General features: G+C 64.8%; 27 protein-coding genes. 18 read left to right on the top strand and 9 right to left on the bottom strand.

Translation table 11 applies throughout. The annotated features are described in order from the left end of the window. Nucleotides 1-176 precede the first annotated feature (176 nt). The 4 genes from XI08_RS29565 to XI08_RS29550 all read right to left on the bottom strand — a co-directional run bounded on the left by XI08_RS29565 (nt 177) and on the right by XI08_RS29550 (nt 2,562). The gene (locus XI08_RS29565; protein ID WP_271577083.1) at nt 177-770 is read right to left on the bottom strand and encodes a cytochrome b/b6 domain-containing protein; all 594 of its coding nucleotides are present in this window, start codon (nt 768-770) and stop codon (nt 177-179) included. A gap of 62 nt (nt 771-832) precedes the next feature. Next, complete coding sequence (locus XI08_RS29560) at nt 833-1,111, bottom strand: PepSY domain-containing protein (protein ID WP_027543822.1); 279 nt, start codon at nt 1,109-1,111, stop codon at nt 833-835. A 217-nt stretch (nt 1,112-1,328) separates the two neighbouring features. Beyond that, on the bottom strand, nt 1,329-2,147 hold the full coding sequence (locus XI08_RS29555) for an SDR family oxidoreductase (RefSeq protein WP_271577082.1): 819 nt from the start codon (nt 2,145-2,147) through the stop codon (nt 1,329-1,331). Nucleotides 2,148-2,211: 64 nt separating this feature from the next. Further along, a complete protein-coding gene (locus XI08_RS29550) occupies nt 2,212-2,562 on the bottom strand; it encodes a hypothetical protein (protein ID WP_027543821.1) in 351 nt (116 codons plus the stop codon). Between the two features lie 90 nt (nt 2,563-2,652). On the opposite strand from XI08_RS29550, the gene XI08_RS29545 reads away from it, so the two are divergent. Both XI08_RS29545 and XI08_RS29540 read left to right on the top strand, forming a co-directional pair. Beyond that, a complete protein-coding gene (locus tag XI08_RS29545; protein ID WP_271577081.1) occupies nt 2,653-3,186 on the top strand; it encodes a TetR/AcrR family transcriptional regulator in 534 nt (177 codons plus the stop codon). Nucleotides 3,187-3,283: 97 nt separating this feature from the next. Next, entirely contained in the window at nt 3,284-3,481 is a 198-nt protein-coding gene (locus XI08_RS29540) for a Trm112 family protein (RefSeq protein WP_011083431.1), read from the top strand. A gap of 225 nt (nt 3,482-3,706) precedes the next feature. On the opposite strand, the gene XI08_RS29535 is transcribed toward XI08_RS29540, so the two are convergent. Next, entirely contained in the window at nt 3,707-4,927 is a 1,221-nt protein-coding gene (locus tag XI08_RS29535; protein WP_271577080.1) for a ubiquinone biosynthesis hydroxylase, read from the bottom strand. Between the two features lie 204 nt (nt 4,928-5,131). Here XI08_RS29535 and tesB point away from each other — a divergent pair, with 204 nt between their 5' ends. Beyond that, nucleotides 5,132-5,992, top strand: a complete 861-nt coding sequence (gene tesB / locus XI08_RS29530) for an acyl-CoA thioesterase II (RefSeq protein WP_027543817.1) — start codon at nt 5,132-5,134, stop codon at nt 5,990-5,992. 3 nt (nt 5,993-5,995) lie between these two features. Here the strand turns inward: tesB and XI08_RS29525 are convergent, their stop codons facing one another. Then, nucleotides 5,996-6,883: a DUF4339 domain-containing protein gene (locus tag XI08_RS29525; RefSeq protein WP_271577079.1), complete on the bottom strand. Its 888-nt coding sequence runs from the start codon at nt 6,881-6,883 to the stop codon at nt 5,996-5,998. A gap of 238 nt (nt 6,884-7,121) precedes the next feature. On the opposite strand from XI08_RS29525, the gene XI08_RS29520 reads away from it, so the two are divergent. The 12 genes from XI08_RS29520 to xth all read left to right on the top strand — a co-directional run bounded on the left by XI08_RS29520 (nt 7,122) and on the right by xth (nt 19,052). After that, nucleotides 7,122-7,460 (top strand): P-II family nitrogen regulator, encoded by a 339-nt coding sequence (locus tag XI08_RS29520; protein ID WP_008142802.1) that lies wholly within the window; start codon nt 7,122-7,124, stop codon nt 7,458-7,460. 75 nt (nt 7,461-7,535) lie between these two features. Then, a complete protein-coding gene (locus tag XI08_RS29515; RefSeq protein WP_271577078.1) occupies nt 7,536-8,837 on the top strand; it encodes an ammonium transporter in 1,302 nt (433 codons plus the stop codon). Between the two features lie 85 nt (nt 8,838-8,922). Next, on the top strand, nt 8,923-9,237 hold the full coding sequence (locus tag XI08_RS29510) for an ArsR/SmtB family transcription factor (RefSeq protein WP_135178620.1): 315 nt from the start codon (nt 8,923-8,925) through the stop codon (nt 9,235-9,237). Nucleotides 9,238-9,265: 28 nt separating this feature from the next. Further along, nucleotides 9,266-9,619 (top strand): SRPBCC family protein, encoded by a 354-nt coding sequence (locus XI08_RS29505; protein WP_271577077.1) that lies wholly within the window; start codon nt 9,266-9,268, stop codon nt 9,617-9,619. A gap of 40 nt (nt 9,620-9,659) precedes the next feature. Continuing rightward, nucleotides 9,660-10,262, top strand: coding sequence for an ATP-dependent Clp protease proteolytic subunit (locus tag XI08_RS29500; protein ID WP_135178622.1), 603 nt, complete (start codon nt 9,660-9,662; stop codon nt 10,260-10,262). Nucleotides 10,263-10,708: 446 nt separating this feature from the next. Beyond that, complete coding sequence (locus XI08_RS29495; RefSeq protein ID WP_008142813.1) at nt 10,709-11,047, top strand: P-II family nitrogen regulator; 339 nt, start codon at nt 10,709-10,711, stop codon at nt 11,045-11,047. A gap of 37 nt (nt 11,048-11,084) precedes the next feature. Then, nucleotides 11,085-12,533, top strand: coding sequence for an ammonium transporter (locus tag XI08_RS29490; protein WP_271577076.1), 1,449 nt, complete (start codon nt 11,085-11,087; stop codon nt 12,531-12,533). 208 nt (nt 12,534-12,741) lie between these two features. After that, complete coding sequence (locus tag XI08_RS29485) at nt 12,742-13,146, top strand: GFA family protein (protein ID WP_092189269.1); 405 nt, start codon at nt 12,742-12,744, stop codon at nt 13,144-13,146. A gap of 369 nt (nt 13,147-13,515) precedes the next feature. Continuing rightward, nucleotides 13,516-14,730, top strand: a complete 1,215-nt coding sequence (locus XI08_RS29480) for an aminotransferase class I/II-fold pyridoxal phosphate-dependent enzyme (protein ID WP_271577075.1) — start codon at nt 13,516-13,518, stop codon at nt 14,728-14,730. A gap of 9 nt (nt 14,731-14,739) precedes the next feature. Further along, nucleotides 14,740-17,208, top strand: coding sequence for a DNA translocase FtsK (locus tag XI08_RS29475; protein WP_271577074.1), 2,469 nt, complete (start codon nt 14,740-14,742; stop codon nt 17,206-17,208). Nucleotides 17,209-17,359: 151 nt separating this feature from the next. After that, nucleotides 17,360-18,115 (top strand): outer membrane lipoprotein carrier protein LolA, encoded by a 756-nt coding sequence (locus XI08_RS29470; protein WP_271577143.1) that lies wholly within the window; start codon nt 17,360-17,362, stop codon nt 18,113-18,115. Nucleotides 18,116-18,236: 121 nt separating this feature from the next. Beyond that, entirely contained in the window at nt 18,237-19,052 is an 816-nt protein-coding gene (xth, locus tag XI08_RS29465) for an exodeoxyribonuclease III (protein ID WP_271577073.1), read from the top strand. A gap of 119 nt (nt 19,053-19,171) precedes the next feature. Here the strand turns inward: xth and XI08_RS29460 are convergent, their stop codons facing one another. Both XI08_RS29460 and XI08_RS29455 read right to left on the bottom strand, forming a co-directional pair. Continuing rightward, nucleotides 19,172-19,615, bottom strand: a complete 444-nt coding sequence (locus XI08_RS29460) for a cyclic nucleotide-binding domain-containing protein (protein ID WP_135178627.1) — start codon at nt 19,613-19,615, stop codon at nt 19,172-19,174. A gap of 58 nt (nt 19,616-19,673) precedes the next feature. Then, nucleotides 19,674-20,360, bottom strand: coding sequence for a response regulator transcription factor (locus tag XI08_RS29455; protein WP_008142830.1), 687 nt, complete (start codon nt 20,358-20,360; stop codon nt 19,674-19,676). 203 nt (nt 20,361-20,563) lie between these two features. On the opposite strand from XI08_RS29455, the gene XI08_RS29450 reads away from it, so the two are divergent. Next, the gene (locus XI08_RS29450) at nt 20,564-21,133 is read left to right on the top strand and encodes a L,D-transpeptidase family protein (protein WP_271577072.1); all 570 of its coding nucleotides are present in this window, start codon (nt 20,564-20,566) and stop codon (nt 21,131-21,133) included. A gap of 6 nt (nt 21,134-21,139) precedes the next feature. Then, nucleotides 21,140-21,925: a 2-keto-4-pentenoate hydratase gene (locus XI08_RS29445; protein ID WP_271577071.1), complete on the top strand. Its 786-nt coding sequence runs from the start codon at nt 21,140-21,142 to the stop codon at nt 21,923-21,925. Between the two features lie 166 nt (nt 21,926-22,091). Here XI08_RS29445 and XI08_RS29440 read toward each other — a convergent pair whose 3' ends face one another. After that, on the bottom strand, nt 22,092-22,781 hold the full coding sequence (locus XI08_RS29440) for a YggS family pyridoxal phosphate-dependent enzyme (protein WP_271577070.1): 690 nt from the start codon (nt 22,779-22,781) through the stop codon (nt 22,092-22,094). Nucleotides 22,782-22,889: 108 nt separating this feature from the next. Here XI08_RS29440 and XI08_RS29435 point away from each other — a divergent pair, with 108 nt between their 5' ends. Continuing rightward, nucleotides 22,890-24,587 carry a diguanylate cyclase domain-containing protein gene (locus tag XI08_RS29435; RefSeq protein ID WP_271577069.1) on the top strand — a complete coding sequence of 566 codons (1,698 nt, stop codon included), beginning with the start codon at nt 22,890-22,892 and terminating at the stop codon, nt 24,585-24,587. The last annotated feature ends 191 nt before the right edge of the window (nt 24,588-24,778 follow it).

The raw sequence follows: 24,778 nt of genomic DNA, 5'->3' as shown, positions 1-24,778 counted from the left end.
CCTCGTCCATATCGCGATGGTGGATCGGCTAAACGCTGATCGCGTTAATTTTGTGCAACGCCTGATTGCGTGCTTACCAGCGGGTTAACGCTGCCTGTGGAATTTACGGAAATTTGCGTTTGAGGTGTCGCGCCATCGACGGCAGGCGGACGTGCGCAGTGATCGGCAACGAACGTCTAGAGGTGAGTGCGGATACGCTTGCGTCCGGTGATCATCGCGCGGATCAAGTTCTCGCGCTGGAGAATCCCCATCAGCACCACGCCCACGACGTGCAGCACGACCAGGACGATGACCGCGTCCGATGAATAATGGTGGGTGTCTTCGACCCACCAGACGCCGAAGAAGGTGACGGTTACCGACATCGCTCCCGTGATCGTCGAGACGGCGAGCGAGGCCAGCAGCGCTACCAGCATCAACGTGCCGGCGGGATTGAGACCGATATAGCGGCCGGTCATGCCGCGGCGCAGGTTCCAGAGATAGCCTGGCGCCGCGCGAAGCCTGACGCCGACCATGCGGAAGCGCGAATAGCGGCTTCCCCAAAAGCCCCAGACCAGGCGGAAGGCCAGCAGCCCAAGCACCGTATAGCCGACGATGCGGTGCAGGCGGTCATAGACGGTGGGGGTGAACCACGCGGCCAGAACACAGACCGCCAGGGCCCAGTGCCAGAGGCGCAACGGGAGGTCCCAGACCGCGATCGTCCGCGGAGCAGTTTTATCCGCGGGGGTCCTGTCGGACGCCCCGCGCGCTTCTGGCACCGCTTCTTCGATCAAGCGAACACCACCCTCAAGCCTTACTTTGCGCAGATCACTTCGCGCAGGTTACTTCGCGAAAATTATTTCGCGACCGTGTGCTTCAGGCTGAGGTCTTCAGGGCTGTAGAACAGCTCGTAGAGCTTGCCTTCCTTGACGCCATAGACCTCATAGCACGAGCCTTCGATCTTCGAGCGCCGCACTTCGTAACCGAGCGCCTTGGCCTTGGCTTCGGCTTCGCTCGCCGGCTTCCACGACGCCTTGTCGAGCTTGGTGCAGTCCTTGAAACCGTCGGCCATGGCCGTCGATCCCGCGCCAATCCCGATCGTCAGTGCCATGGCAACAACACGAATGACCTTCACGAACCTCTCCTCCTTTGTCGTGGGCGCTGCGCGGGAAGCCGCGGAGCGAGACCGAAGGAAGCGAAGGAGGAGGTGAAGTCAATCCGGTTCGGGCATGGATTGCTTTAGATAAGTTCTAACGTCGGCCAAAAGCTGAGTGCTCTCCGTAAGCAGTGTGCTTTTGGCGGGCCTCTGCGGCCTTACGTCTCACGGGCCGCAGGCGCGCCGGTCAGGCCGGTCATCGCTGGGTCGTGCTTCGCGCAACGGGATAGTTGCGTTGCAGCCAATCCGTCCAGGAGAGCCGACCGCGAACGCCGTGGCTGACGACGAAGCCCATGCCGCGCGCCTTCGCGTCCGAAAGGTTCATCGGCAGGATTTTTCGATGCAGTCGCCTCGCGTCCTGATACCGGCGAGCCAGCGAGACGAGCTCGAGGTCTTCGGGACCGCCAATCTCTGCGCGCTCGCCACGCATCCCGTCGAAGGCGCAGGCCACGACGTGGTCGGCGACATCCGAGGTATCGACGGGATTGAACAGCGTCGTCGGCACCGGCCACACCGGAAGCCAGGCGAGGCCCGAGAGCAGCCTGTCGAGCAGATAGTAGAACGGCATCGCGCGGACCACCGACCAGGACAGAGCCGACGCACGCACCAGCCGTTCGCCGGCAAGCTTGACGCGCGCGTAGGGCAGGGTTGCCTCATCGAGGCCGACGATCGAGACGTGGAGGAAGTGCCGCACCCCGGCTTCCCCGCAGGACGACAGTAACCGCCCGGTGCCCTCGACGTCCACGGCGGAGGGCGACGTGAAGAGGTCTGTCGGGCGGATGCCGCCGCGCCGCGCGATCGGCGAATGGGTCGCCGCATTGATGACCGTATCGACATCATGCAGCGCTTCCCGCAACCCTGCGCCTGTAGCAAGATCGCCGGTCGCCCATTCGACGTCCGATCGCGTGCCCGGCGATCGCGCAAACACCCGGACGTGACGTCCATCGCGAACGAGACGATCGACGATATCCCGGCCAAGATGGCCTGTGCCTCCGGTGACGAGTGTCAGAGCCATGCTTGAAGCTCCATCTGTAACGGCTCGCCGTTCGCCGTGGCGAGAAGCCGATCATTCGCGAGGCTCAATAGCCGGCAACCGCCATGGCAACGACCGCGCTGAGCGCCATCCAGCCGAAATGCCGGCCGCGCGTGGCCCAGGCGTTGGCGCAGGCGGAGAAGCCGAACACGCAGGCCATGGTGATGACGATCCAGTGGCGCGCTGGCGCCGAATCCATCCAGGGCGCCGCGATCAGGAGCACGCCACCGCCGATCCAGGCGACGGTCGATGCCTGCCAGACCAGGCGGATCAGGGTGCGCAGCCGTTCCGGCTCGATGCTCGCGCGAGGAAAGACCTTGGTCTCGCCGAGGATGCCATGGATGAAGGCCACGACGATGGTCAGGACGCCGGCGCACTGAAGCAAGAGATCACGCATCGATATCTCCATACATAACTGTACGGAGACATAGGGACTGGCCTGCCGCCTGTCAATACAGTACTGTATGGTCCGATTCCGGAACCCGCCATGACCGAACAGCTCTCCGCCGACGACTGGACCCGCCAGGGCCTGAAGGCCCTCGCGAAAAGCGGTTTCACCGCGCTGAAGGCCGATCCGCTCGCGAAGGCCATCGGCGTCTCGCGCGGCAGCTTCTATTGGCATTTCGCCGATCTCGGCGCGTTCCATGCCGCCGTGCTGAAGCGCTGGCGCGAGATCGCGGCCGAGCAGATCATCGCCGATGTCGAAGCCGCCAGCGACGAGCCGCTGAAGGCGCTGCTGCGCAGGTCCTTCGGCGCGCGGCTCGATCTCGAACGGGCGGTCCGCAACTGGGCGGCATTCGATGCCGCCGCGCAAGCCGCGGTGCGCGCGATCGACCGCCGCAGGATCGACTATATCGAGCAGCTCCTCGACAAGCGCGGGCTTGACCCGGCGACGGCGCAGGCTCGCGCGCAGATCCTCTATTGGACGTTTCTCGGCTTCGCCCTGTCGGGCCCGCCGGTGCCGGCGGCACGGCTCCAGGGCCTGCTCGACGAGCTGCTGCGGATGATCTCCGCCGATTGACGCTAACCGGTACCCACTTCGCTCGAAAACGCTCTGGCCGGCGTGATGGGCGGACGCGAATTTCTGTGCTAGAGGCAGCCAATCGCCGGAGACCCCAATGAACGCGCCCACCGAACGCCCCGAAACCAGCGTCGATCCCAAATTGCTGGAGATTCTGGTCTGCCCGCTGACCAAGGGCCCGCTCGAGTTCGATTCCGCAAAGCAGGAGCTGATCTCGCGCAGCGCCAAGCTCGCTTATCCGATCCGCGACGGCATCCCGATCATGCTGCCGGAAGAGGCGCGCAAGATCGATTGAGGAACTTGTAGCCCGTTGGTCGTTTGGCTCGACGGCCGGTCCACCAACTCGGTGTCGTCCCGGCGGAGGCCGGGACCCATAACCACAGGAAGTGGTTGCGGCGGCAAAACCGGTAACTCCGAGTCTTCGCAAAACGATTGCTGCGGCGTATGGATCCCGGATCTGCGCGCGCTTGGGGCACGCTTGTCCGGGATGACGGGCGGAGTTTAGAGCGGCGACATTTTCCTAAAGCGCCTCGCCCTTCAACAACCTTGGCACCTCGCCCGTCAGCCCCGCGGCCTGGCGGATGAAGAGATTCTTCAGCGGCGGAGCGCGGTCGACGAGGCCGAGGCCGATGTCGCGCACGGTGCGCAGCAGCGTCGACTGGTTGGAGAACAGGAAATTCAGCGAGTTGGTGGCAAGGCCCATCGCCATGGTGTCGAAACGGCGCCAGCGCTGGTAGCGCTCGAGCACGTCGGCCGCGCCGAGATCCATGCCGAGCCGCGCCGCATCGACCACGACCTCGGCCAGCGCCGCGACATCCTTCAGCCCCATGTTGAGGCCCTGGCCCGCGATCGGGTGGATGACATGGGCGGCATCGCCGACCAGCGCGAGGCGCTCGGCGATGAAGGAGCGCGCCACGAAATAGGACAGCGGAAATGCGCGCGGCTTGTCGAGCGCCTTCACCTCGCCGAGATGCAGGCCGAAGCGCTGCTCGAGCTCGCCGTGAAACTCCTCTTCGCTCAGGGCGATGATACGCGCGGCTTCAGTGCGGCCCTCGGTCCAGACCAGCGAGGAGCGCTTTCCGGATAGCGGCAGGATCGCGAAGGGACCTGCGGGCAAGAAGTGCTCTTCGGCGCGGCCTTCGTGATCGCGCTCATGGCCGACGGTGACGACGATGCCGGACTGGTCATACTCCCAGCCATGGGTGGCGATGCCGGCGCGCTCGCGCAGCTTCGACCTCGCACCATCGGCGGCGACCAGCAGGCTGGCCGCGATCACGCTGCCGTCGCCAAGGGTCACGTCGATGCCGTCGGAACGCGCGTCGTAGGAGGCAACCGTGGTGGCGCGCAGATCGATGCCCTCGGCCTCGGCACGCACCACCAGCGCGTCGATCAGGCGGCGGTTCTCGACCATGTGCGCAAAGGGCTCGCCCGGCGCGACGTCGCCGGCGAAGTTCAGGAACACCGGACGCGTGGCGTCTTCGAGCTTGGAATCGGTGACGACCATGTCGAGGATCGGCTGCGCCTCGCCCCTGACGTCGTCCCAGGCGCCGATCGCCTCGAACAGGCGGCGGCAGGCGGCCACGATCGCGGTCGCACGCGGATCGCGGCTCGGACGCGTGCTGAGGGCCGGGTCGGCGACGATGACGGGAATCTCCGGCCCGAGCCCCTGACGCACCGCGAGCGCCAGCGCCAGGCCCGCAAACGCGCCGCCGCCAATGACAATGCTACCCTGTACTGACATACCCGAATTCCCGGCTAACTCTTGGTCTTGCTAGCAGACTTGAGCTGGGCGAAACAGTGCGGTGAAACAAGGGCGGAACGGCCCAATTCCGTCATTCCGGGGCGCGCGGAAGCGCGAGCCCGGAATCCAGAGGTTATCGCTCGTGATTCCGGGTTCATCGCTGGCGCGATGCTCCGGAATGACGAGGCATTTGAAAGCACCACCATGTCCAAGAGCCTGATCGACCTCATTTCGATCCTCGACCTCGAACAGCTCGAGGTGAACCTGTTCCGCGGCAACAGTCCGAAGACGAGCTGGCAGCGGGTGTTCGGCGGTCAGGTGATCGGGCAGGCGATGGTTGCGGCCTGCCGTACCGTCGAAGGGCGCCTGCCGCATTCGCTGCACTGCTATTTCATCCTGCCGGGCGATCCGCAGATCCCGATCATCTACCAGGTCGAGCGCCTGCGCGACGGCAAGAGCTACTCGACCCGCCGCGTCACCGCGATCCAGCACGGCAACGCGATCTTCTCGATCATGGTGTCGTTCCATGCCGAGGAGGAGAGCGCGTTCGATCACCAGGACAAGATGCCGGATGTGCCGCCGCCGGAAAAGCTGACGGCGGAGGAGGTGGCGAAGCAGCCGCTGTTCAAGGAGATGCCGGAGTTCATTCGCCGCTACTACGAATCCGACCGTCCGATCGAGCTGCGCCCGGTCGAGCTCGGCCGCTATTTCGGCCAGAAGATCGAGGACGGCCGCATCCATGTCTGGATCAAGACCGCGGCGAAGCTGCCCGACGATCCGGCGCTGCACATGTGTGCGCTGGCCTACGCATCGGACTTTTCGCTGCTCGATGCGATCATGGCGCGCTACGGCCGCACGCTGTTCGACAAGCGCATGATGCCGGCGAGCCTTGACCACGCGATGTGGTTTCACCGCCCGTTCCGGGCCGACGAATGGCTGCTCTACGCCCAGGATTCGCCGAACGCGCGCGGCGGCCGCGGGTTGACCCGCGGCTCGATCTTCAAGCCCGACGGCACGCTCGTCGCCTCCGTCGCGCAGGAAGGCTCCGTGCGCGAGCGGAGATAGCGCTCAATAGGCGCGAGCTGCCGCGCCGCGGTCGACCAGCGCGAATTGCGACACGAACCAGCGGCCGTACCAGCGCAGCATCCACGGAATCGGGATGAGGAGGCTGCACGCCAGCGAGAACACCACCGATCGCCACAGGATCTGCCAGCCGCTGCCGTTGAATACGACCTCGCGCCGCGTGCCCTCGATGTTCCGGCAATTCCAGCGCATCCAGAACGCGATCACCCAGGCCCAGCCGATGATGGTGATGGTCGAGATCATCATCAGCAGGTACCAGCCGACATAGCCGATCGCGCTGCCCTGGAAGGAGAGCGGCAGGCGCTCGCCGTTCGAGGTGAGGTTGGCAACGATCCAGCGCAGGATCACCCAGGCGAGAAACGCATTGGCGATCACTGCAAGGAGCGGCGCGAACGATATGCCGGTCGCGCCGGCGTAAGTCAGGAGCGCGTTGGCCATCAAGGCCCACCAGATGTCCATCGGCTGGCCGGCAAAGCCGAAATTCGGACGGCCCGGAACCTGGATGTGCGACGTGATGTATTTGTAGAACCAGACGGTGACCCAGGGTGCGGGGATCACCAACAGGATGCCGATCACGAACACGATGCTGCGGCCGAGAAGGCCGAACGCGCTGAAATCAGCCGTCAGCGATCCCCCGGCAGCACCGCCATAGCCACCGCCGCCCATCATCGGCGGGCCGCCAGCCGGCATCATCGGCGGTGCGCCGCCGCCGGCCAGGCCGGGGATCTCGGCGGCCTTCTGCCAGCCGGCCATGCCCTCGGTCCACACCAGCGTGTCCGGGCGCACGACGCCCTGGGCGATCAGATCGCGGAATTGCCCGTCCGGAAAGGGTCCCTGCTGCTTGCCCTCGGATGCGTAGAACCAGCTCGCCATGAAGCGTCCCCCTTAAACATACTTATGTACCGGCTGGGACGCTTCGGTTCACCGCATCCATGCCAAAAATGCATTGTGAAGGATGAACGGCTGCCCTGTACAGAGGCGGCCGTTCACAACGCCAAACGTTTTTCCGCTTCAATCTGCAACTTTTTTATGCCATTTGCCCGGAAAGATGCCAGATTGACGCTGCGCCGGGGACATACGGCGCGGCGCATCCCGGGGAATAGGCCTGACCATGAAACTCGTCGTCGCGATCATCAAACCCTTCAAGCTCGATGAGGTCCGCCAGGCCCTGACGGCGATCGGCGTCCACGGCATGACCGTGACCGAGGTCAAGGGTTATGGCCGCCAGAAGGGCCACACCGAGATCTATCGCGGCGCGGAATATGTCGTGAACTTCCTGCCGAAGCTGCGCATCGAGATCGCGGTCGCCTCCGATGTCGCCGACAAGGCGGTCGCCGTGATCACCGCGACCGCGCGCACCGGGCAGATCGGCGACGGCAAGATCTTCGTCACGCCGATCGACCACGCGCTACGCATCCGCACCGGCGAAACCGACAGCGACGCGCTCTAAAAAGACTTCTTCTTCGATCGCACCGGGCAACGGCGCCACAGCGTGCGACGTCATCACTGTGCTGGGGGAAACGACATGGCGGGATTGTTGCGCCGCGCGGCTGCTATGGCCGCGCCGATCGGGTTTGCGTCGGTCATCGCGTCGCCGGCGCACGCTGCAGGCTCCGAGATCAACACCGCCGATACCGCCTGGATGATCGTCGCCACCGCGCTGGTGCTGATGATGACGATCCCCGGCCTTGCGCTGTTCTATTCCGGCATGGTGCGCAAGAAGAACGTGCTGGCGACGATGGCGCAGAGCCTTTCCGCGGTGACGCTGATCTCCATTCTCTGGGTCGCGTTCGGCTATTCGCTCTGCTTCGTCGGCGAAGGCCCATGGATCGGCACGCTCGATCGCTGGTTCCTGGCGGGCATGACGCTCGACAGCGTCAACCCGGCGGCGAAGACGATCCCGGAATCGCTGTTCATGCTGTACCAGATGACGTTTGCGATCATCACGGTGGCACTGGTCGCGGGCTCGGTCGCCGACCGGATGCGGTTCTCCGCCTATCTGCTGTTCTCCGTCGCCTGGTTCATCTTCGTCTACATTCCACTGGCGCATTGGGTCTGGGGCGGCGGCTTCCTCGCCAGCATGGGCGTGCTGGATTTCGCCGGCGGCCTCGTGGTGCATCTGTCGGCCGGCACCGGCGGCCTCGTTGCCGCGAAGGTGATGGGACGCCGTCACGGCTACGGCACCGAGAATCTCTCGCCGTTCGACCTCTCGCTCGCCGTGATGGGCACCGGCCTGTTGTGGGTCGGCTGGTTCGGCTTCAACGGCGGCTCGGCGCTCGCGGCCAACTCGCGCGCGGTGATGGCGATCATCGCGACGCATCTGGCCGCCTGCGCCGGCGCGCTGACCTGGGGCGCGATCGAATGGTCGACGCGGCGCAAGCCCTCGGTGCTCGGCATGATCTCCGGCGCCGTGGCAGGCCTCGGCACCATCACGCCGGCCTCGGGCTTCGTCGCGCCGTGGCATGGCATCGTCATCGGCGTGATCGCCGGCGTCGTCTGCTACTGGGCCTGCACCTGGCTGAAGCACCGCTTCGACTATGACGATTCGCTCGACGTGTTCGGCGTCCACGGCATCGGCGGGCTGACCGGCACCCTGCTCGCCGGCGTGTTCGCAACCAGCGCCATCGGCGGCACCGCCGGCCTGATCGAGGGCCATCCGCAGCAACTTCTGATCCAGCTTTATGGGGTCGCCGTCACCTTCGTCTGGTCGGCGGGGGTGAGCTTCATCCTGCTCAAGCTGGTCGGCCTGTTCGTGCCATTGCGCGTATCCCGTGAGCACGAGCTCGAGGGACTGGATATTTCGCAGCACGGCGAGGCGTTGCAATAGGCCGCGAGCGGCGGGTTCGAAGCACGGAGCAACCTCGGCTCACTCGGGCCTTGCGCGACACATAAGCCTGTGCTTATGTGTCGCCATGATCGAAGCCGACATCTTCAAGGCGCTGGCCGACCCGACGCGTCGAAAGGTCTTTGAGAAGCTCGCTGGCGGAAGCCTGAATGCGAGCGCCTTGCGCGACGGGCTGGAGATCAGCCAACCGGCGATGTCGCAGCACCTCGCGGTGCTGCGCGCGGCAGGCCTGGTGCGTGAACAGCGGCAGGGCCGCTTTGTGAATTACGAAGTCGACCCGGACGGAATCGTCGCCATCGGGGCATGGCTTGCGCGCTACCGCGCCTACTGGCCGCAGCGCATGGAAGCACTCGCCGATCTCTTGAAGGACATGGATCAATAAGAATCTGGACCAATAAGGACCTGGACCGATGAGCGACGCCGCGAAGCCTGATCGTCCCGACGAAGCCCTGGTGCTTGAATATGATTTCGATGCGCCGCCAGCAAAAGTCTGGCGCGCCGTGACCATTCCGGCCTTGCGCGAGCGCTGGTTGCCGGATTGCGACCTTGCGGGCGCCGAGCCGGAATCGACGATCGCAGGCGAAGAGGTGCGCTACCGACTTCGCGATTCGGAGCCGCCGTTTCGCGAGAGCCACGTCATCTTCCGGATCGAGCCGAATGAGGACGGCGGCACCCGCTTCCGCATCATCCAGCAAGCCTGCGACGACCTCGCGAAACTGCCGCAGCCGGCCAACACCAATTGCTGCCTGATGATGGCGGCCTAACAGCAAAAGACTTCATCACCTGCAAACATGGAGGTCGCCAATGCGCGACATGCTTCAGCTCGTCCCTATGGTGGTCGAACAGTCCACCCGCGGCGAGCGATCCTTCGACATCTATTCGCGGCTCTTGCGCGAGCGCATCATCTTCCTCAACGGCGAGGTCAATGATGCGATGTCCGGACTGGTCTGCGCGCAACTCCTGTTTCTGGAGGCGGAGAACCCGAACAAGCCGATCAATCTCTACATCAATTCCTATGGCGGCGTGATCACCAGTGGACTGGCGATGTACGACACCATGCAGTTCATCAAGGCGCCGGTCCATACGCTGTGCATGGGCACCGCACGCTCCATGGGTTCGTTCCTGCTGATGGCCGGCGAACCCGGTCACCGCGCCGCCCTGCCCAATGCCAGCCTTCACGTGCATCAGCCACTCGGCGGCTTTCAAGGCCAGGCGTCTGACATCCTGATCCATGCCACCGAAATGCAGGACACCAAGCGGCGCATCATCCGGCTCTATGCGCAACATTGCAGGCGTCCCGTGGAGGAGGTGGAACGGACCCTGGATCGCGACCACTTCATGACCGCACAGCAGGGGGTCGAGTGGGGATTGATCGACAGGGTTTTCGCGGAGCGCGACGCCGCCTGATGGTCCGACGCGGCCCTCAGCCGGATACCCGTCCGGCAAGCTTTGCCTGCGCATGCTGGTCGGTCTGTTGCGCGTATCCCGTGGGCACGAGCTCGAGGGACGGGATATTTCGCAGCACGACGACGCCCTTCAGTGAGCTTCCCCTGTAATAAAATACCTTTCGGCTGCCCGACACATGAGCAACATTGTGTCGGCAGCCTGTCGTGCATTTATTTTGAGCAGTAGTGGTCAGCATTTGAGCGCGACGTAATAGCGCACTGCACTGCAGCACGCGTCAAACGCGAAAACCCCCGCTTTCATAGTCCGTTAGGCAACACGCCCGTTCTGGCACGGCATTTGATTCTAGGGGTCCGGCTGTGCCCGCGTAGTGAAACTTCTCCCTCGTGGCAAACCAGTCGAGAAACGCCCGGCCACGTCCGGACCGGGCCCAAGCGGGGATAGGACCCATGAAAATTGTTATGGCGATTATCAAGCCATTCAAGCTGGAAGAAGTCCGTGACGCCCTGACCGCCATCGGCGTTCACGGTCTCACGGTGACGGAAGTCAAGGGATATGGCCGGCAGAAGGGCCATACGGAAATCTATCGCGGCGCTGAATATGCCGTGAGTTTCCTGCCCAAGATCAAGATCGAGGTCGCTGTCGCCTCCGACCAGGTCGACAAGACCATCGACGCCATCACGTCCGCTGCGAAAACCGGACAGATCGGCGACGGCAAGATCTTCGTCATCAACCTCGACCATGCGGTTCGTATCCGCACCGGCGAGGCCGATGCCGCGGCCCTCTGATTTCGCGCTCAACCTTATCCAATCAGGAGTAAATAATATGACGTTTAAGCGTCCCTATGGCGCGGGATTGGCGGCTCTCGCAGTCGGCCTGTTCGCTGCGACCGCAGCCTATGCCGAGCCAACGGTCAACAAGGGAGACAACGCCTGGATGCTGACATCGACAGTCCTCGTGCTGTTGATGACGATCCCGGGTCTTGCGCTGTTCTACGGCGGTCTCGTCCGTTCCAAGAACATGCTCTCGGTCTTGATGCAGGTCTTCTACACCGTCTGCGTCGTCACCGTGATCTGGGCCGTGTACGGCTACAGCCTCGCTTTCACCGGCGGTTCCGACTTCATCGGCGGCTTCTCCAAGGCCTTCATGATGGGCATCACCACCGACTCGAAGGCCGCGACCTTCTCGGTCGACGCCAACATCTCGGAGCTCGTCTATGTCTGCTTCCAGATGACCTTCGCGGCGATCACGCCCGCCCTCATCGTCGGTGCCTTTGCTGAACGCATGAAGTTCTCGGCGATCGCTCTCTTCATCCCGCTCTGGGTCACCCTGATCTACTTCCCGATCGCGCACATGGTCTGGTACTGGCCCGGCCCGGACATGATCCAGGACGCTGCCAAGGCTCTGGCTGCGGCGACTGATGCGGCGGCGAAGACCGCGGCGCAGGCCAAGCTCGACGAGATCAACGCCGACGCCGGCTGGATCTTCAAGAAGGGCGCGATCGACTTCGCTGGCGGCACCGTGGTGCACATCAACGCCGGCATCGCAGGTCTCGTCGGCGCTCTCTTGATCGGTAAGCGCACCGGCTACGGCAAGGAGCTGATGGCTCCGCACTCGCTGACCATGTCGATGATCGGCGCCTCGCTGCTCTGGGTCGGCTGGTTCGGCTTCAACGCCGGCTCCAACCTCGAAGCCAACGGCGGCGCTGCCCTCGCCATGACCAACTCCTTCGTCGCCACCGCGGCCGCCGCGCTGTCGTGGATGTTCGCGGAGTGGATCGTGAAGGGTCACCCGTCGGTGCTCGGCGTCATCTCCGGCGCTGTCGCGGGCCTCGTGGCCGTCACGCCTGCCGCCGGCTTCGCCGGTGTGATGGGTGCGATCGTCCTCGGTCTCGTGGTCGGCGTGGTCTGCCTGTTCTTCTGCACCGTCGTGAAGAACGCGATCGGCTACGACGACTCCCTCGACGTGTTCGGCGTGCACTGCATCGGCGGCATCGTCGGCGCTCTCGGTACCGGCATCCTGGTGAACCCCGCTCTCGGCGGCGCCGGCATCATCGACTACACGGCGATCCCGCCGAAGGTTGCCGATTACGACTTCGCGGCGCAGATGGTGTCCCAGCTCTGGGGCGTCTGCACCACGCTGGTGTGGTCGGGCATCGGTTCGGCGATCCTTTACAAGGTCGTCGATGTGATCGTTGGCCTCCGCGCCAATGTCGAGACCGAGCGTGAAGGCCTCGACATCACCGAGCACACCGAGCGCGCCTACAACATGTAACTCTCCTCCCGGGGCGCGGTCTCCTCGGAGGCCGCGTCCACAACTACGGTTTGGGGCACGTACCCGGCAATGCCCCGACCGTTGAGGGGCTCCAGCGCAAGTTGGAGCCCCTTTCTTTTTGCCTGATCCCGGCGAAGAAAAAGATTGCCATTCCGGACAACCGGCGCAGAAATATCGACCACAACGAACAACAAACAGGGAGGTCGTCATGCGTTTGGAAGGTGGATGCTATTGCGGCGAGGTGCGCTATGTGGCCGAAGGCGACCCGATGATGCAGGCGCAGTGTCATTGCCGCGAGTGCCAGTACATCTCGGGCGGCGCGCCCAACACCTTCATCGCGATGCCGGTGGCCGGCTTCAGCTACATCATCGGGCAGCCCAAGCAATTCACCCGCAAGGACCTCGAGCGCGCCGTGACGCGCGAGTTCTGCGCCGAATGCGGCACCCATCTGGTGACCAAGGTTCCGGGCCTTCCCGCCGCGATCCTGAAGGTCGGCACGCTGGACGAGCCGGAGCAGTTCCATCCGCAGATGGCGATCTACACCTGCGACAAGCAGGAATTCCACGCGATCCCCGCCGGCATGGCGACGTTCGAGAAGCTGCCGGGGCACTGAACGCCTATACCGCGAAACTCGTCATGCCCGGGCTTGTCCCGCCTGCGCGGCCGAAGCCGCTCCTGCGAGGCGAAGGCCCGGGCATCCACGTTCTTTGACGCCGCCGGAAAGGCCGTGGATGGCCGGGACAGGCCCGGCCATGACGTCGCCGAAATATTCACCTCCCGGCAGGAGTATGATCAAGCTCCGCGAGCCGCCTCGAACGGCGCCATGCATCCCGTTGTTATCCGGCCCCAAAATTCCCGCTCTGGACGGGGGCGGCGACCGATGGTTAATCGCGTCTTAACCTCGCCCTATCTATGGTGAACTGAACCGCTTCCCGCCGGCGCCTTGGTGCGACCGGCTGTTCCAAGAGTGCTGGCGTCCAGAATGGCTATGATCGCTTCATCCCGTGCGCCCCTGGAAGCTGGAAGCTCCGACAGCGAACGCTCGCCCTTCGTCCGGCTGAACGAGCTGCTGGCACCCCATCAGCCCGGCAAGCCCTTGATTACGCTTGCAGTCGGCGAGCCCCAGCATCCCGTGCCTGATTTCGTCGGCCCGGTGCTGGCCAAGCACATCGCCGATTTCGGCCGTTACCCGATGAACCAGGGCACCGAACCGTTCCGGAAAGCGGCGAGCGCCTGGTTGTCGTCGCGCTTCAAGCTGCCGCGGCCGCTCGACCCCGCGGGCGAGATTCTCGTCCTCAATGGCAGCCGCGAGGGGCTGTTCCTCGCCGCGATCACGGCCGCGCGCTATGTCGGCCCGCGCCCCGGCAAGCCCGCCATCCTGATGCCGAACCCGTTCTATCCGGTCTACGGCGCCGGCGCGCGCGCCGCGGCCTGCGAGCCGGTCTATCTGCCGACCACCGTCGAGAACGGCTTCCTGCCCGATCTCGACGCCATCGACGAGGCGACGCTGGCGCGCACGGTCGCGTTCTACCTCGCCTCGCCCGCCAATCCGCAGGGCTCGGTCGCCAAGCCCGATTATTTCAAGCGGTTGAAACAGCTCGCCGACCGCTACGGCTTCGTCATTCTCAGCGACGAGTGCTATTCGGAGATCTACACCCGCGAGGCCCCGGGCAGCGCGCTGGAATGCGCCGGCCCCGATTTCACCCGCGTGGTTGCGTTCCAGTCGCTGTCCAAGCGCTCCAACCTGCCGGGCCTGCGCGTCGGCTTCGCCGCCGGCGACAAGAAATTCATCGGCATGTTCCTCGAGCTGCGCAACATCGCAGCGCCACAGGTGCCGGTGGCGCTCCAGCATGTCGCAACCGTCGCCTATGGCGACGAAGCGCATGTCGAGGAGAATCGCAGGCTCTACCGGATCAAGTTCGACCTCGCCGACCAGATCATCGGCAACCGTTACGGCTATCGCCGGCCCGACGGCGGCTTCTGCGTCTGGCTCAACACGTCCGAGCTCGGCGACGACGTATCCATCACGCTCAGGCTCTTCAAGGAAGCCGGCGTGCGCGTGGTGCCCGGCAGCTATCTGGCGCGGCTCCAGCCCGACGGCTTCAATCCCGGCGCAGGCTACATCCGCCTCGCGCTGGTGCAGGATGGCGAGACCACGGCACAGGCGCTGCACCGCCTGGTCGAGACTCTGGGTTAGGCGGGGCCCGTGAGCATGTCGGCAATCGAACGTGTCATTCCACTGGTCGGCCATCTGCCGCCGTCGATCCGCGAGGCGCTGACGCGGCGCGTGCGCGAGCTCGCCGGCCTCGGCCTGATCGCGCTGTCGGGGCTCGCCTCGGCCGCGCTCATGACGTGGTCGGTGCAGGATGCAAGCCTCAGCCACGCGACCTCGCGGCCGATCCGCAACATCCTCGGCTATGCCGGCGCGATCGGCGCGGACCTTGCGATGCAGATCCTCGGGCTCGGCGCGATCATGCTGGTCCTGACGGTCGCGGTCTGGGGCTGGCGCATGATGACCCATCGCCCGTTCGACCGCGAGGCGCTGCGGCTCGGCTCCTGGATTCTCTGCACCGTGATCGCCGCGGGCTTCGTCAGCTGCTGGCCGCACGGCGGCGCATGGCCGCTGCCGACCGGGCTCGGCGGCGTGGTCGGCGATGCCCTGGTGCGCGCGCCCGCGGTGATTTTCGGGCCGCCCGGCACGATCTATCGCACGGTGCTCGGTGTGATCCTGTTCGCGGCGATGGCCGCGACTTTCCTGATCGCCTGCGGTCTTGGCGCGCGCGAGCATGACGACGAGCTCGCCGAGATCGAGGATGACGACAAGCCGCTCGATGAAGACGAGGAGAGCGATCGCGGTTCGGTGTCGCTGGGCTGGCTGTTCCATGCGCTGATGAGCACCAAGGCACGCCTGATCTGGCTGTGTGGTGCCGCTTACCGCTCGCTGGTCTCGAGCGGGCCGAAGACCAAGGCCGCTGCGTTCAGCCGCCAGGAGCCGAATCTCGGCGGCCGCGCCGCGCCCCCGATCTCGCCGCAGTCCGAAGACGAGGACTACGAGCACGAGGAAGAGGAAGACGAGGAGGAAGAGGAGGAGCCTGCCGCGCGCGCGCCGCGCAAGAAGGCTGCTCCGAAGGCTGCGGCCAAGAAATCCTCCGACAAGTTCGAGCTTCCGTCCGTGTCCGTGCTCGCCGCGCCCAAGGCCGGTGATCGCCAGCCGCTCAGCAAGGCCGAGCTGGAAGCCAATTCGCGCGCGCTCGAAGGCGTGCTGCAGGACTTCGGCGTGCGCGGCGAGATCGTGAAGGCCAATCCGGGTCCCGTCGTCACGCTGTACGAGCTGGAGCCGGCGCCCGGCATCAAATCGTCGCGCGTGATCGGACTTGCCGACGACATTGCCCGCTCGATGAGCGCGCTGTCGGCGCGCGTCGCTGTCGTGCCCGGCCGCAATGCCATCGGCATCGAATTGCCGAACGCCCATCGCGAAAAGGTCTATCTGCGCGAGCTGCTGGTCGCCAAGGAAACCGTCGACACGGTTGCCAAGCTGCCGCTCTGCCTCGGCAAGACCATCGGCGGCGACCCCGTCATCATCGACCTCGCGCGCACCCCGCACATGCTGATCGCCGGTACCACCGGCTCGGGCAAGTCGGTCGCCATCAACACCATGATCCTCAGCCTGGTCTACCGGCTGCGTCCTGACCAGTGCCGCCTGATCATGGTCGATCCGAAGATGCTCGAACTCTCCGTCTATGACGGCATTCCTCATCTGCTCACGCCGGTCGTCACCGACCCGAAGAAGGCCGTGGTCGCGCTGAAATGGGCCGTGCGCGAGATGGAAGAGCGCTACAAGAACATGGCCAAGCTCGGCGTGCGCAACATCGACGGCTACAACACGCGTCTGCTTGAGTTGAAAGCCAAGGGCGAGGAGCCGACGCGCACGGTGCACACCGGCTTCGACAAGGAGACCGGCAAGGCGATCTACGAGGAAGAGAAGCTCTCGCTCGACCCGCTGCCCTACATCGTCATCATCGTCGACGAAATGGCCGACCTGATGATGGTCGCCGGCAAGGACATCGAAGGCGCGGTGCAGCGCCTCGCGCAGATGGCGCGCGCCGCCGGCCTGCACGTGATCCTGGCGACGCAGCGTCCGTCGGTCGACGTCATCACCGGCACCATCAAGGCGAACTTCCCGACCCGCATCGCCTTCCAGGTCACCTCCAAGATCGACAGCCGCACCATCCTGGGCGAGATGGGTGCCGAGCAGCTGCTCGGCCAGGGCGACATGCTCTACATGGCCGGCGGCGGCCGCATCAGCCGCGTGCACGGACCGTTTGCGTCGGACGACGAAGTCGAGAAGGTGGTGCGCCACCTCAAGACGCAGGGCCAGCCGGAATATCTCGAGGCTGTCACGGCCGAAGAGCCGACCGAGGACGAGGACGGCGGCGCCGTGTTCGACGCCAGCGGCATGGGCGCGGATGGCGGCGGCGATCTATTCCAGCAGGCCGTTGCCATCGTCAAACGCGACCGCAAGGCCTCGACCAGCTACATCCAGCGCCGCCTGCAAATCGGCTATAACCGCGCCGCATCGCTGATGGAGCGCATGGAACTGGAAGGCATTGTCGGTCCCGCCAACCACGCCGGCAAACGCGAGATCCTGGTCGAGGAAGAAGACAGCCATATGTGAGGCGAGCCGCCTCAAAACACTATTTCACGCAAAATCGATATCTGCTTTTGCCCGAAATCACGCTAAAAGGCGCCTAGCCATACAGGACGACGCGTTGATCAGACATCCGGACATTCGATTCGCTGCCACCATCGCCGCGCGAAGCGCGCGCATGGCCGGCGTGCTTCTCGTCACCGCCGCGATGGTGACCGCGGCGTCGTCCGCGCAGAACGTGCCCGTGCCGAAGCCCGCGCCGAAGGGACGCGACAACGGTGCGGCCGCCGGCGGGCCCGCGGTCACCGGCGCGACCCAGACGCCGCCGAACCCGATCATCCCGGATCCGCGCCGCAACGTGCCGAGCAGCATCTTCCAGACCTTCGACGCCAACCAGAAGGCACAGGCGGCCAAGGTCAGCGCCTATCTGTCCTCGCTGTCGACGCTGGTCGGGAATTTCGTCCAGGTCGGCCCCGACGGCAGCAAGACGCAGGGCGATTTCTACATCCAGAAGCCGGGCAAGGTGCGCTTCGAATATGACGCGCCGAGCCCGATCGACATCGTCGCCGACGGATCGTCGCTGGTGGTGCGCGACCGCAAGCTCGCCACCCAGGACGTCTATCCGCTGTCGCAGACGCCGCTGCGCTTCCTGCTGTCCGATCGCATCGACCTGATGAAGGACACCAATGTCGTCAACGTCTCGGCCGACGACGTCTTCGTCAGCGTCACCATCGAGGAAAAGCAGGCGCTGGTCGGCACCAGCCGCCTCTTGCTGATGTTCGGCGCCAAGGACGGCCAGCTGAAGCAGTGGACCGTCACCGACCCGCAGGGCTACGACACCACGATCGCGATCTACAATCTCGACGCAACCAAGAAGCTCGATCCCGGCATGTTCAAGATCGACTTCACCAATTACGGCCCGTCGCCGGGCTAGGTGCCGTAGGGTGGGCAAAGCGGAGCGTGCCCACCATGCGCATCCCGAGCTCGAAAAGACGGTGGGCACGGCGCTTTGCGCCTTTGCCCACCCTACGAGAGCTTGCTAAGACGCATCTCTCATGCGTCTTTCCCTGACAACCTGGAACATCAATTCGGTGCGGCTGCGCATCGATCTGGTCGCGAAATTCCTCAAGAGCGCGCGGCCGGACGTGCTGTGCCTCCAGGAAACCAAGTGCATCGACGACGCCTTTCCGCTGAAGCGTTTCAAGCGGCTCGGCTATGAGCATGTCGCGCTGAACGGGCAGAAGGGCTATCACGGCGTCGCCATCGTCTCGAAGATCCCGTTCGAGTCCAAGGACATCCGCACCTTCTGCGACAAGGTGGATTCGCGCCACATTTCCGTGTCCTTCGGCGACAAGGCCAGCATCGCAAAACCGCTGGTGCTGCATAATTTCTATGTGCCGGCCGGCGGTGACATTCCCGATCCCGCGCTGAACGAGAAGTTCGATCACAAGCTGCGCTTCCTCGACGAGATGAAGGCCTGCGAGCCGCTGCATCCACGCGGTGATGACCGCCACATCCTGGTCGGCGATCTCAACGTCGCCCCGCATGAGAACGACGTGTGGTCGCACAAGCAGCTTCTGAAAGTGGTCTCGCACACGCCTGTCGAAACCGAGAAGCTGAAGGCGGCGCTCGCAGCCGGCGAGTGGATCGACGTCGCGCGCGAGCGCATCCCGATGTCGGAAAAGGTCTACACGTGGTGGAGCTACCGTTCCGCCGACTGGACCGTCGGCGACCGCGGCCGCCGTCTCGACCACATCTGGGTCTCGCGCGCGCTGAAGGATGCGGTCCAGGACTTCAAGATTCTCCGCGACGCGCGCAGCTGGGAGCGGCCGTCGGACCATGTGCCTGTCACGGTGACGCTGGAGGTCTAGCGTCACGTCATTCCGGGGCGCGCGCAGCGCGAGCCCGGAATCCATAGAGCTGCAGAGTTGGTGGATGAATGGATTCCGGGTTCGCGCGTCGCGCGCCCCGGAATGACGAGTGGAGAGACCTACGTCGTCAGCTTCGCACCGGCCATCAGGATATCGCTCGCGATCTGGCTGGAGCGAACTGCGAATTCGTCGCGCAGGCGAACGGCGGCGGCGGGGTCGCTTTCGAGCACGCGCTGAAACAGGCTGCGCGCGACGCGGATGACGGAGGAGTGCTCCAGCGCGATCGCGCTCGACGGCCGCTTCATCGGCACCACCAGCGCGAGCTCGCCGATCAGCGCGCCGGGACCTGCGATCATCTCGGCGCCGGCGCCATCCTCGACCCGGAAAGCGCCGCGCTGGACCACGAAGCCGGCATCGGCGTCGTCGCCGAGATTGAACAGGATGTCGCCGCGGACGAAGTCACGCTGCTCGGAGCCAATCGCCAGCATGCGCAACGAGGCGTCTCCCAACAGGCGCAATGTCGGGACCCGCTCGAGAAGCGCTACGTCGTCGTCGATTGACATTCAGATCCGAGGCTCAAAGGCACGCGATCTAAAACGATTCGCACGCCCCTGAAGCGTATCACGGCACCAGCTTGTAGCCACCGGCTTCCGTGACCAGGATCTCCGGGTTGGCGGCGTCCTTCTCGATCTTCTGGCGGAGGCGGTAGATGTGGGTTTCCAGCGTGTGGGTGGTGACGCCGGAATTGTAGCCCCAGACCTCCTGGAGCAGGGTCTCGCGCGACACCGGCATCTGGCCGGCGCGGTAGAGGAAGCGGAGGATGGCGGTTTCCTTCTCCGTCAGCCGGACCTTGCGCGCATTGGCGGCGGTCAGCATCTTGGAGCCGGGCCGGAAGCTGTAGGGGCCGACCGAGAACACGGCGTCCTCGCTGGCCTCGTGCTGGCGGAGCTGGGCGCGGATGCGGGCCAGCAGCACGGCGAAGCGGAAGGGTTTTGCGACGTAGTCGTTGGCGCCGGATTCCAGGCCCAAAATCGTGTCGGAATCGGTGTCATGCCCGGTCAGCATGATGATGGGGGCCTTGAAGCCGCCCTTGCGTAAGGAGCGGACCACCTCGCGGCCATCGGTGTCGGGCAGGCCGACATCCATCAGGACGAGATCGGGGGAATTGGCCTTTGCGGCGCTCGCGCCCTTGGCGCCGGTATCGACGGCGGAGGCTTCGAATTCTTCGTGCAGCGATAATTGCTCCACCAACGTATCGCGCAGATCGGTATCGTCATCCACGATCAGGATCTTGCGGGCATTGGCCATAGGGTATCATCCTTTTGGGGTCCGGCTCGGCGCGCATGCATGCCGCGCCCAGCCGCGAGGGGAAGTTTAGGGGTCGCCGTTATTATTGTTGTTCGTGTTGAAGTAGTGGGCTGTTACCGATTCACAAGCCAGAAGCACTCTAACCTAGAATAGCAGGGCGTCTTGATGAATGTCCTGTAATGAATGCGACATCGCACGGTCACATGAAAAACAACGCTGCTTCAGCTACTTACACCAAGACCGGAACCTCCGGGCCGCTTCGAACGATCCGCGTTAAGCCTGCCGCTGGTAATCCGCGCCGGGGCTGGCTGACCGCCGGAGCGCTGACGATTCCGGTGGCGCTAGGGCGGGGCGGCATTCTCGCCAACAAGCGCGAGGGCGACGGCGGCACGCCCAAGGGCAGCTTCCGGCCGCGACGACTGTGGTGGCGGGGCGACCGGCACAGCCGGCCGCAGACCTTCCTGCCGGCGCGGATCATCACCGGCGAGGACGCCTGGTGCGAGGATCCCCGGGATCGTCACTACAACCAGGGAATCCGGCTCGGCGAGGGGCAGGGCGGTGACCGGCTCAAGCGGGCCGACCATCTCTATGACTTCATCATCGAAATCGACCACAACACGCGCCCGCGTATCGCCGGCCGCGGCAGCGCGGTGTTCCTGCATCTGACCCGCGACAATTTCGGGCCGACCGCGGGCTGCGTCTCCATGACCAAATCCGCGATGCTGCAATTGCTGCGGCGGCTGGGCCCGCGAACAAGAATCATCATCGGGTGAGGGCACATGCTCGAGACGGATCAGATCGCCGCCGCATCGCGGGTCCTCGTTCAACACTGGCGTGACGGCACCAAGCTCGACGCGCTGGAGAGACATCTGCGGCCGCAGACCCGCGCCGAGGGCTACGCCATTCAGGCCGCGCTCGAAGCGCAATCGCCCGGAAAGCTGTTCGGCTGGAAGATCGCGGCAACGAGCTTGTCCGGACAGAAGCACATCAATGTCACGGGACCGCTGGCCGGGCGCATCATGAGCGACACCGTGATCGCCGATGGCGGCATGGCGTCGATGAAGGGCAACGCGATGCGCGTCGGCGAGCCGGAATTTTGCTTCCGCATGGGACGCGATCTGGCGCCGCGCGCGGTGCCGTTTGCCGTCGACGAGGTACTGGCCGCCGTCGACAGCCTGCATCCCGCGATCGAGATTCCGGATTCACGCTTCGTCGATTTCGCCGGCGCCGGCGAGGCGCAGCTCATCGCCGACAATGCCTGCGCGCATCTGTTCGTGCTGGGTGCAGCGACGCCTGCGAACTGGCGCGCGATGGATCTCGTCGCGGAACGGCCGCAGATCACGCTGCGCGGCGAGCGCTATATCGGCCACGGCAAGAACGTGCTCGGCGATCCCCGCGTTGCGCTCGCCTGGCTCGCCAACGAGCTGCGCGGGCTCGGCATCACCTTGCGGGCAGGGGAGGTGGTGACCACAGGCACGTGCCATCCGCCGCTGCCGATCCAGGCCGGCGATCACCTGGCGGTGGATTTCGGCGTGTTGGGGAAGGCGTCGGTGGGGTTTGCGTAGACGGCGCACACGCTGCTGTCATTGCGAGCCCATCTCTCTCCACACGTCATTGCGAGCGCAGCGAAGCAATCCAGAATCTTTCCACGGAGGAACTCTGGATTGCTTCGCTACGCTCGCAATGACGAATTTGAGAGCTTGTATGGCTCCCGGCCCTCGCTTACGGCAATCACCGATGCCCGAAGATCGCGCTGCCCACGCGCACATGCGTGGCACCTAACATGATCGCGGTGGCGAAATCCGCGCTCATGCCCATCGATAGATTGTTCAATCCATTGCGCGCGGCGATCTTGGCGGTCAGCGCGAAATGCGCCGCCGGCGGCTCGTCGACCGGCGGGATGCACATCAGTCCGGAGATCGTCAGCCCATAAGTGTCGCGGCAGCTTGCGAGGAAAGCATCGGCCTCGCCGGGCGCGACGCCGGCCTTCTGCGGCTCCTCGCCGGTGTTGATCTGGACGAAGAGCTGCGGATGTTTCTTCTGGGATTCGATTTCCTTGGCTAACGCCTGGCAAATGCTCGGGCGGTCAACCGAATGGATGGCGTCGAACAGCGCGACCGCCTCTTTCGCCTTGTTGGATTGCAGCGGCCCGATCAGATGCAGCGCGATATCGGGGTAAACGGATGTTAACGTGGGCCACTTGCCTTTGGCCTCCTGCACCCGATTCTCGCCAAATACGCGCTGTCCGGCGGCGATGACCGGGGTAATTGCATCCGCGTCGAAGGTCTTGGACACCGCGATCAGCGTGACGGAGGCGCGATCGCGCCGCGCGTCCTTGCAGGCGCGCGCGATTTCGGCTTCGACTGCGGCGAGCGCGTTTGGTGAATGGCCGGTTACCGGCGCGGCGTTGGCTTCTGTCATGACATCGATTGGCTGTGGTCGTAACCGAGGTAAGTCCAATTTTACCGAGTTCAAGAAAGAGTTTTTGAACCCTTCGCTTTACCTTGGCCCATGGGGTGGGCAGCGAAGATGGCAAACGTCAGTTTCAACCGTAAGCGAGCAAAACTCAAGCAGGTCCTGGGAATCCGGGCGCGGCTTGCGTTGCTCGCTGTGATTCTGGTGGCGCCCTTGATGCTCGAGCGCATCCGTTCGCTCGAGGACACGCGCAGGAGCCAGATCGCGCAGGCCGCGGCCGAGTTCAACACCGTCGCAAGGCACAGCGCCGATGCGCAGCGCGAGGTGATCTCGTCGGTCGAGACCATCCTGAAATCGGAAGCCTTCATCCGCGCCTCCGTCGGCGGCATCAGCAAGAGCTGCGACGTGCTGCGCGCGAGCCTGCCGTCGAACCTTCCATGGATTCGCACGCTTTTGATCGCCGGTCAGGACGGACGCATCCAGTGTGCCACCAACAACATGTATGTCGGCCTCGACCTCAGTGACCGGCCTTACTTCCAGCAGGCCCAGGAAACCGGCCGTTTCGTGCTGAGCGATTTCATCCTGTCGCGGCCCGTGCAGACGCCGACTGTCATGGCGGTGTACCCGGTATCCGCGTTCAGCGGCGTGTCCGACGCCGTGGTGCTCGCCACCGTCAATCTCGACTGGATGTCGAAGGTCATGAGCAATCTCGGCGGCCGCGCCGGCATCACCGCCGTGCTGGTGGACAGCGCCGGCACCGTGCTGGCCGCACCGGCCGATCAGCACGGCGTAGTGGGTCGTCCGCTCGACAACATGCCGCTGATGTCTGCAATCGCCGACAGGGCGCTGCGGTCGGACCAGGATGAGGGCTCGCTGTCTTTCCTTGCCGCCGACGGCTCCCGCCGCGCGGTCAGCTACATCCGCATCGCCGGCACCAACGCCCGCCTGATCGCCAGCATCGACGAGGACAAGGTGTCCGCGGCGGTGAGCCGCGACATCCGCACCGCCTATCTCCAGCTCGCTTTCGTCGTCTTGTTCGTCCTGCTCGGCGCGCTGATCGCCGCCGAAAAACTGGTGATCAAGCCGATCGAGATGCTCGCCGACATGGCCAAGCGGCTCGGCGAGGGCGATCTGTCGGCGCGCGCGGCGCGCAATCGCCTGCCGGCCGAATTCGTGCCACTGGCCCGCGCATTCAATGCGATGGCCGCACAGCTGAGCCAGCGCGAGCGCGAGCTGATCGCGAGCAACGACCGCCTGACCGTGATGGCCTCGATCGACATGCTGTCGGGGCTCGCCAACCGCCGCGGCTTCCAGAGCCGGCTCGACTTCGAATGGATGCGCGCGCAGCAATATGGCAGCGACCTCGCGCTGCTGATGATCGACGTCGACCACTTCAAGCTCTTCAACGACACCTACGGCCATCTCGAAGGCGATTCCTGCCTGACCAGGCTTGGCGAGTCGCTGTCCGGCATCGCCGCCGACACGATGGGCTTTGCGGCGCGCTACGGCGGCGAGGAATTCTGCCTGTTGCTGCCGAACACCGACGTGAATCGCGCCGTGGAGATCGGCGAGCTGGCGCGTGCCGCCGTGCTGAAGCTCTGCCTGCCGCACATCACGTCCGCCCACATGATCGTCACCGTCTCGATCGGCGTTGCCGCAACGAGGCCCAACGAGGCCTTGCGCCCCGGCGACCTGATCGAAGCCGCCGACGCCGCGCTCTACGCCGCCAAGCACCGCGGCCGCAACAAGGTCGTCGAGCACGGCGTGCAGGCGATCGAGACCGGCGCGCCTGGTATGATGATGGCGGGCTGACGGCTGGCCCGCGGCCTCGGTGCGATCGAGGTCGTCTCCCGTCCCCACGCGATTTCGCCACGGGCGGCAAGTTCGGCGCCTGGCAGCCACGGGTATCGAGGTCTTGGCCAGCCGCGTCCTCGCATTGACCCCTTGATCACCCCCAACGGCGCCCTCGGTATTTGCGCGGGCGGACCAGCAGCCCTGCCCCT

The sequence above is a fragment of the Bradyrhizobium sp. CCBAU 11361 genome, assembly GCF_028128935.1.
GTDB lineage: Bacteria > Pseudomonadota > Alphaproteobacteria > Rhizobiales > Xanthobacteraceae > Bradyrhizobium > Bradyrhizobium niftali.
This window is presented reverse-complemented; position numbering and strand designations above follow the sequence as displayed.

Coding starts and splice junctions, on each gene's coding strand:
- XI08_RS29440 (WP_271577070.1), bottom strand. CDS start 22,781: ATGACAGAAGCCAACGCCGCGCCGGTAACCGGCCATTCACCAAACGCG.
- xth (WP_271577073.1), top strand. CDS start 18,237: ATGCGTCTTTCCCTGACAACCTGGAACATCAATTCGGTGCGGCTGCGC.
- XI08_RS29435 (WP_271577069.1), top strand. CDS start 22,890: ATGGCAAACGTCAGTTTCAACCGTAAGCGAGCAAAACTCAAGCAGGTC.
- XI08_RS29505 (WP_271577077.1), top strand. CDS start 9,266: ATGAGCGACGCCGCGAAGCCTGATCGTCCCGACGAAGCCCTGGTGCTT.
- XI08_RS29540 (WP_011083431.1), top strand. CDS start 3,284: ATGAACGCGCCCACCGAACGCCCCGAAACCAGCGTCGATCCCAAATTG.
- XI08_RS29470 (WP_271577143.1), top strand. CDS start 17,360: ATGGCCGGCGTGCTTCTCGTCACCGCCGCGATGGTGACCGCGGCGTCG.
- XI08_RS29485 (WP_092189269.1), top strand. CDS start 12,742: ATGCGTTTGGAAGGTGGATGCTATTGCGGCGAGGTGCGCTATGTGGCC.
- XI08_RS29480 (WP_271577075.1), top strand. CDS start 13,516: ATGGCTATGATCGCTTCATCCCGTGCGCCCCTGGAAGCTGGAAGCTCC.
- XI08_RS29455 (WP_008142830.1), bottom strand. CDS start 20,360: ATGGCCAATGCCCGCAAGATCCTGATCGTGGATGACGATACCGATCTG.
- tesB (WP_027543817.1), top strand. CDS start 5,132: ATGTCCAAGAGCCTGATCGACCTCATTTCGATCCTCGACCTCGAACAG.
- XI08_RS29460 (WP_135178627.1), bottom strand. CDS start 19,615: ATGTCAATCGACGACGACGTAGCGCTTCTCGAGCGGGTCCCGACATTG.
- XI08_RS29545 (WP_271577081.1), top strand. CDS start 2,653: ATGACCGAACAGCTCTCCGCCGACGACTGGACCCGCCAGGGCCTGAAG.
- XI08_RS29515 (WP_271577078.1), top strand. CDS start 7,536: ATGGCGGGATTGTTGCGCCGCGCGGCTGCTATGGCCGCGCCGATCGGG.
- XI08_RS29500 (WP_135178622.1), top strand. CDS start 9,660: ATGCGCGACATGCTTCAGCTCGTCCCTATGGTGGTCGAACAGTCCACC.
- XI08_RS29510 (WP_135178620.1), top strand. CDS start 8,923: ATGATCGAAGCCGACATCTTCAAGGCGCTGGCCGACCCGACGCGTCGA.
- XI08_RS29490 (WP_271577076.1), top strand. CDS start 11,085: ATGACGTTTAAGCGTCCCTATGGCGCGGGATTGGCGGCTCTCGCAGTC.
- XI08_RS29525 (WP_271577079.1), bottom strand. CDS start 6,883: ATGGCGAGCTGGTTCTACGCATCCGAGGGCAAGCAGCAGGGACCCTTT.
- XI08_RS29445 (WP_271577071.1), top strand. CDS start 21,140: ATGCTCGAGACGGATCAGATCGCCGCCGCATCGCGGGTCCTCGTTCAA.
- XI08_RS29520 (WP_008142802.1), top strand. CDS start 7,122: ATGAAACTCGTCGTCGCGATCATCAAACCCTTCAAGCTCGATGAGGTC.
- XI08_RS29450 (WP_271577072.1), top strand. CDS start 20,564: ATGAAAAACAACGCTGCTTCAGCTACTTACACCAAGACCGGAACCTCC.
- XI08_RS29535 (WP_271577080.1), bottom strand. CDS start 4,927: ATGTCAGTACAGGGTAGCATTGTCATTGGCGGCGGCGCGTTTGCGGGC.
- XI08_RS29555 (WP_271577082.1), bottom strand. CDS start 2,147: ATGGCTCTGACACTCGTCACCGGAGGCACAGGCCATCTTGGCCGGGAT.
- XI08_RS29495 (WP_008142813.1), top strand. CDS start 10,709: ATGAAAATTGTTATGGCGATTATCAAGCCATTCAAGCTGGAAGAAGTC.
- XI08_RS29550 (WP_027543821.1), bottom strand. CDS start 2,562: ATGCGTGATCTCTTGCTTCAGTGCGCCGGCGTCCTGACCATCGTCGTG.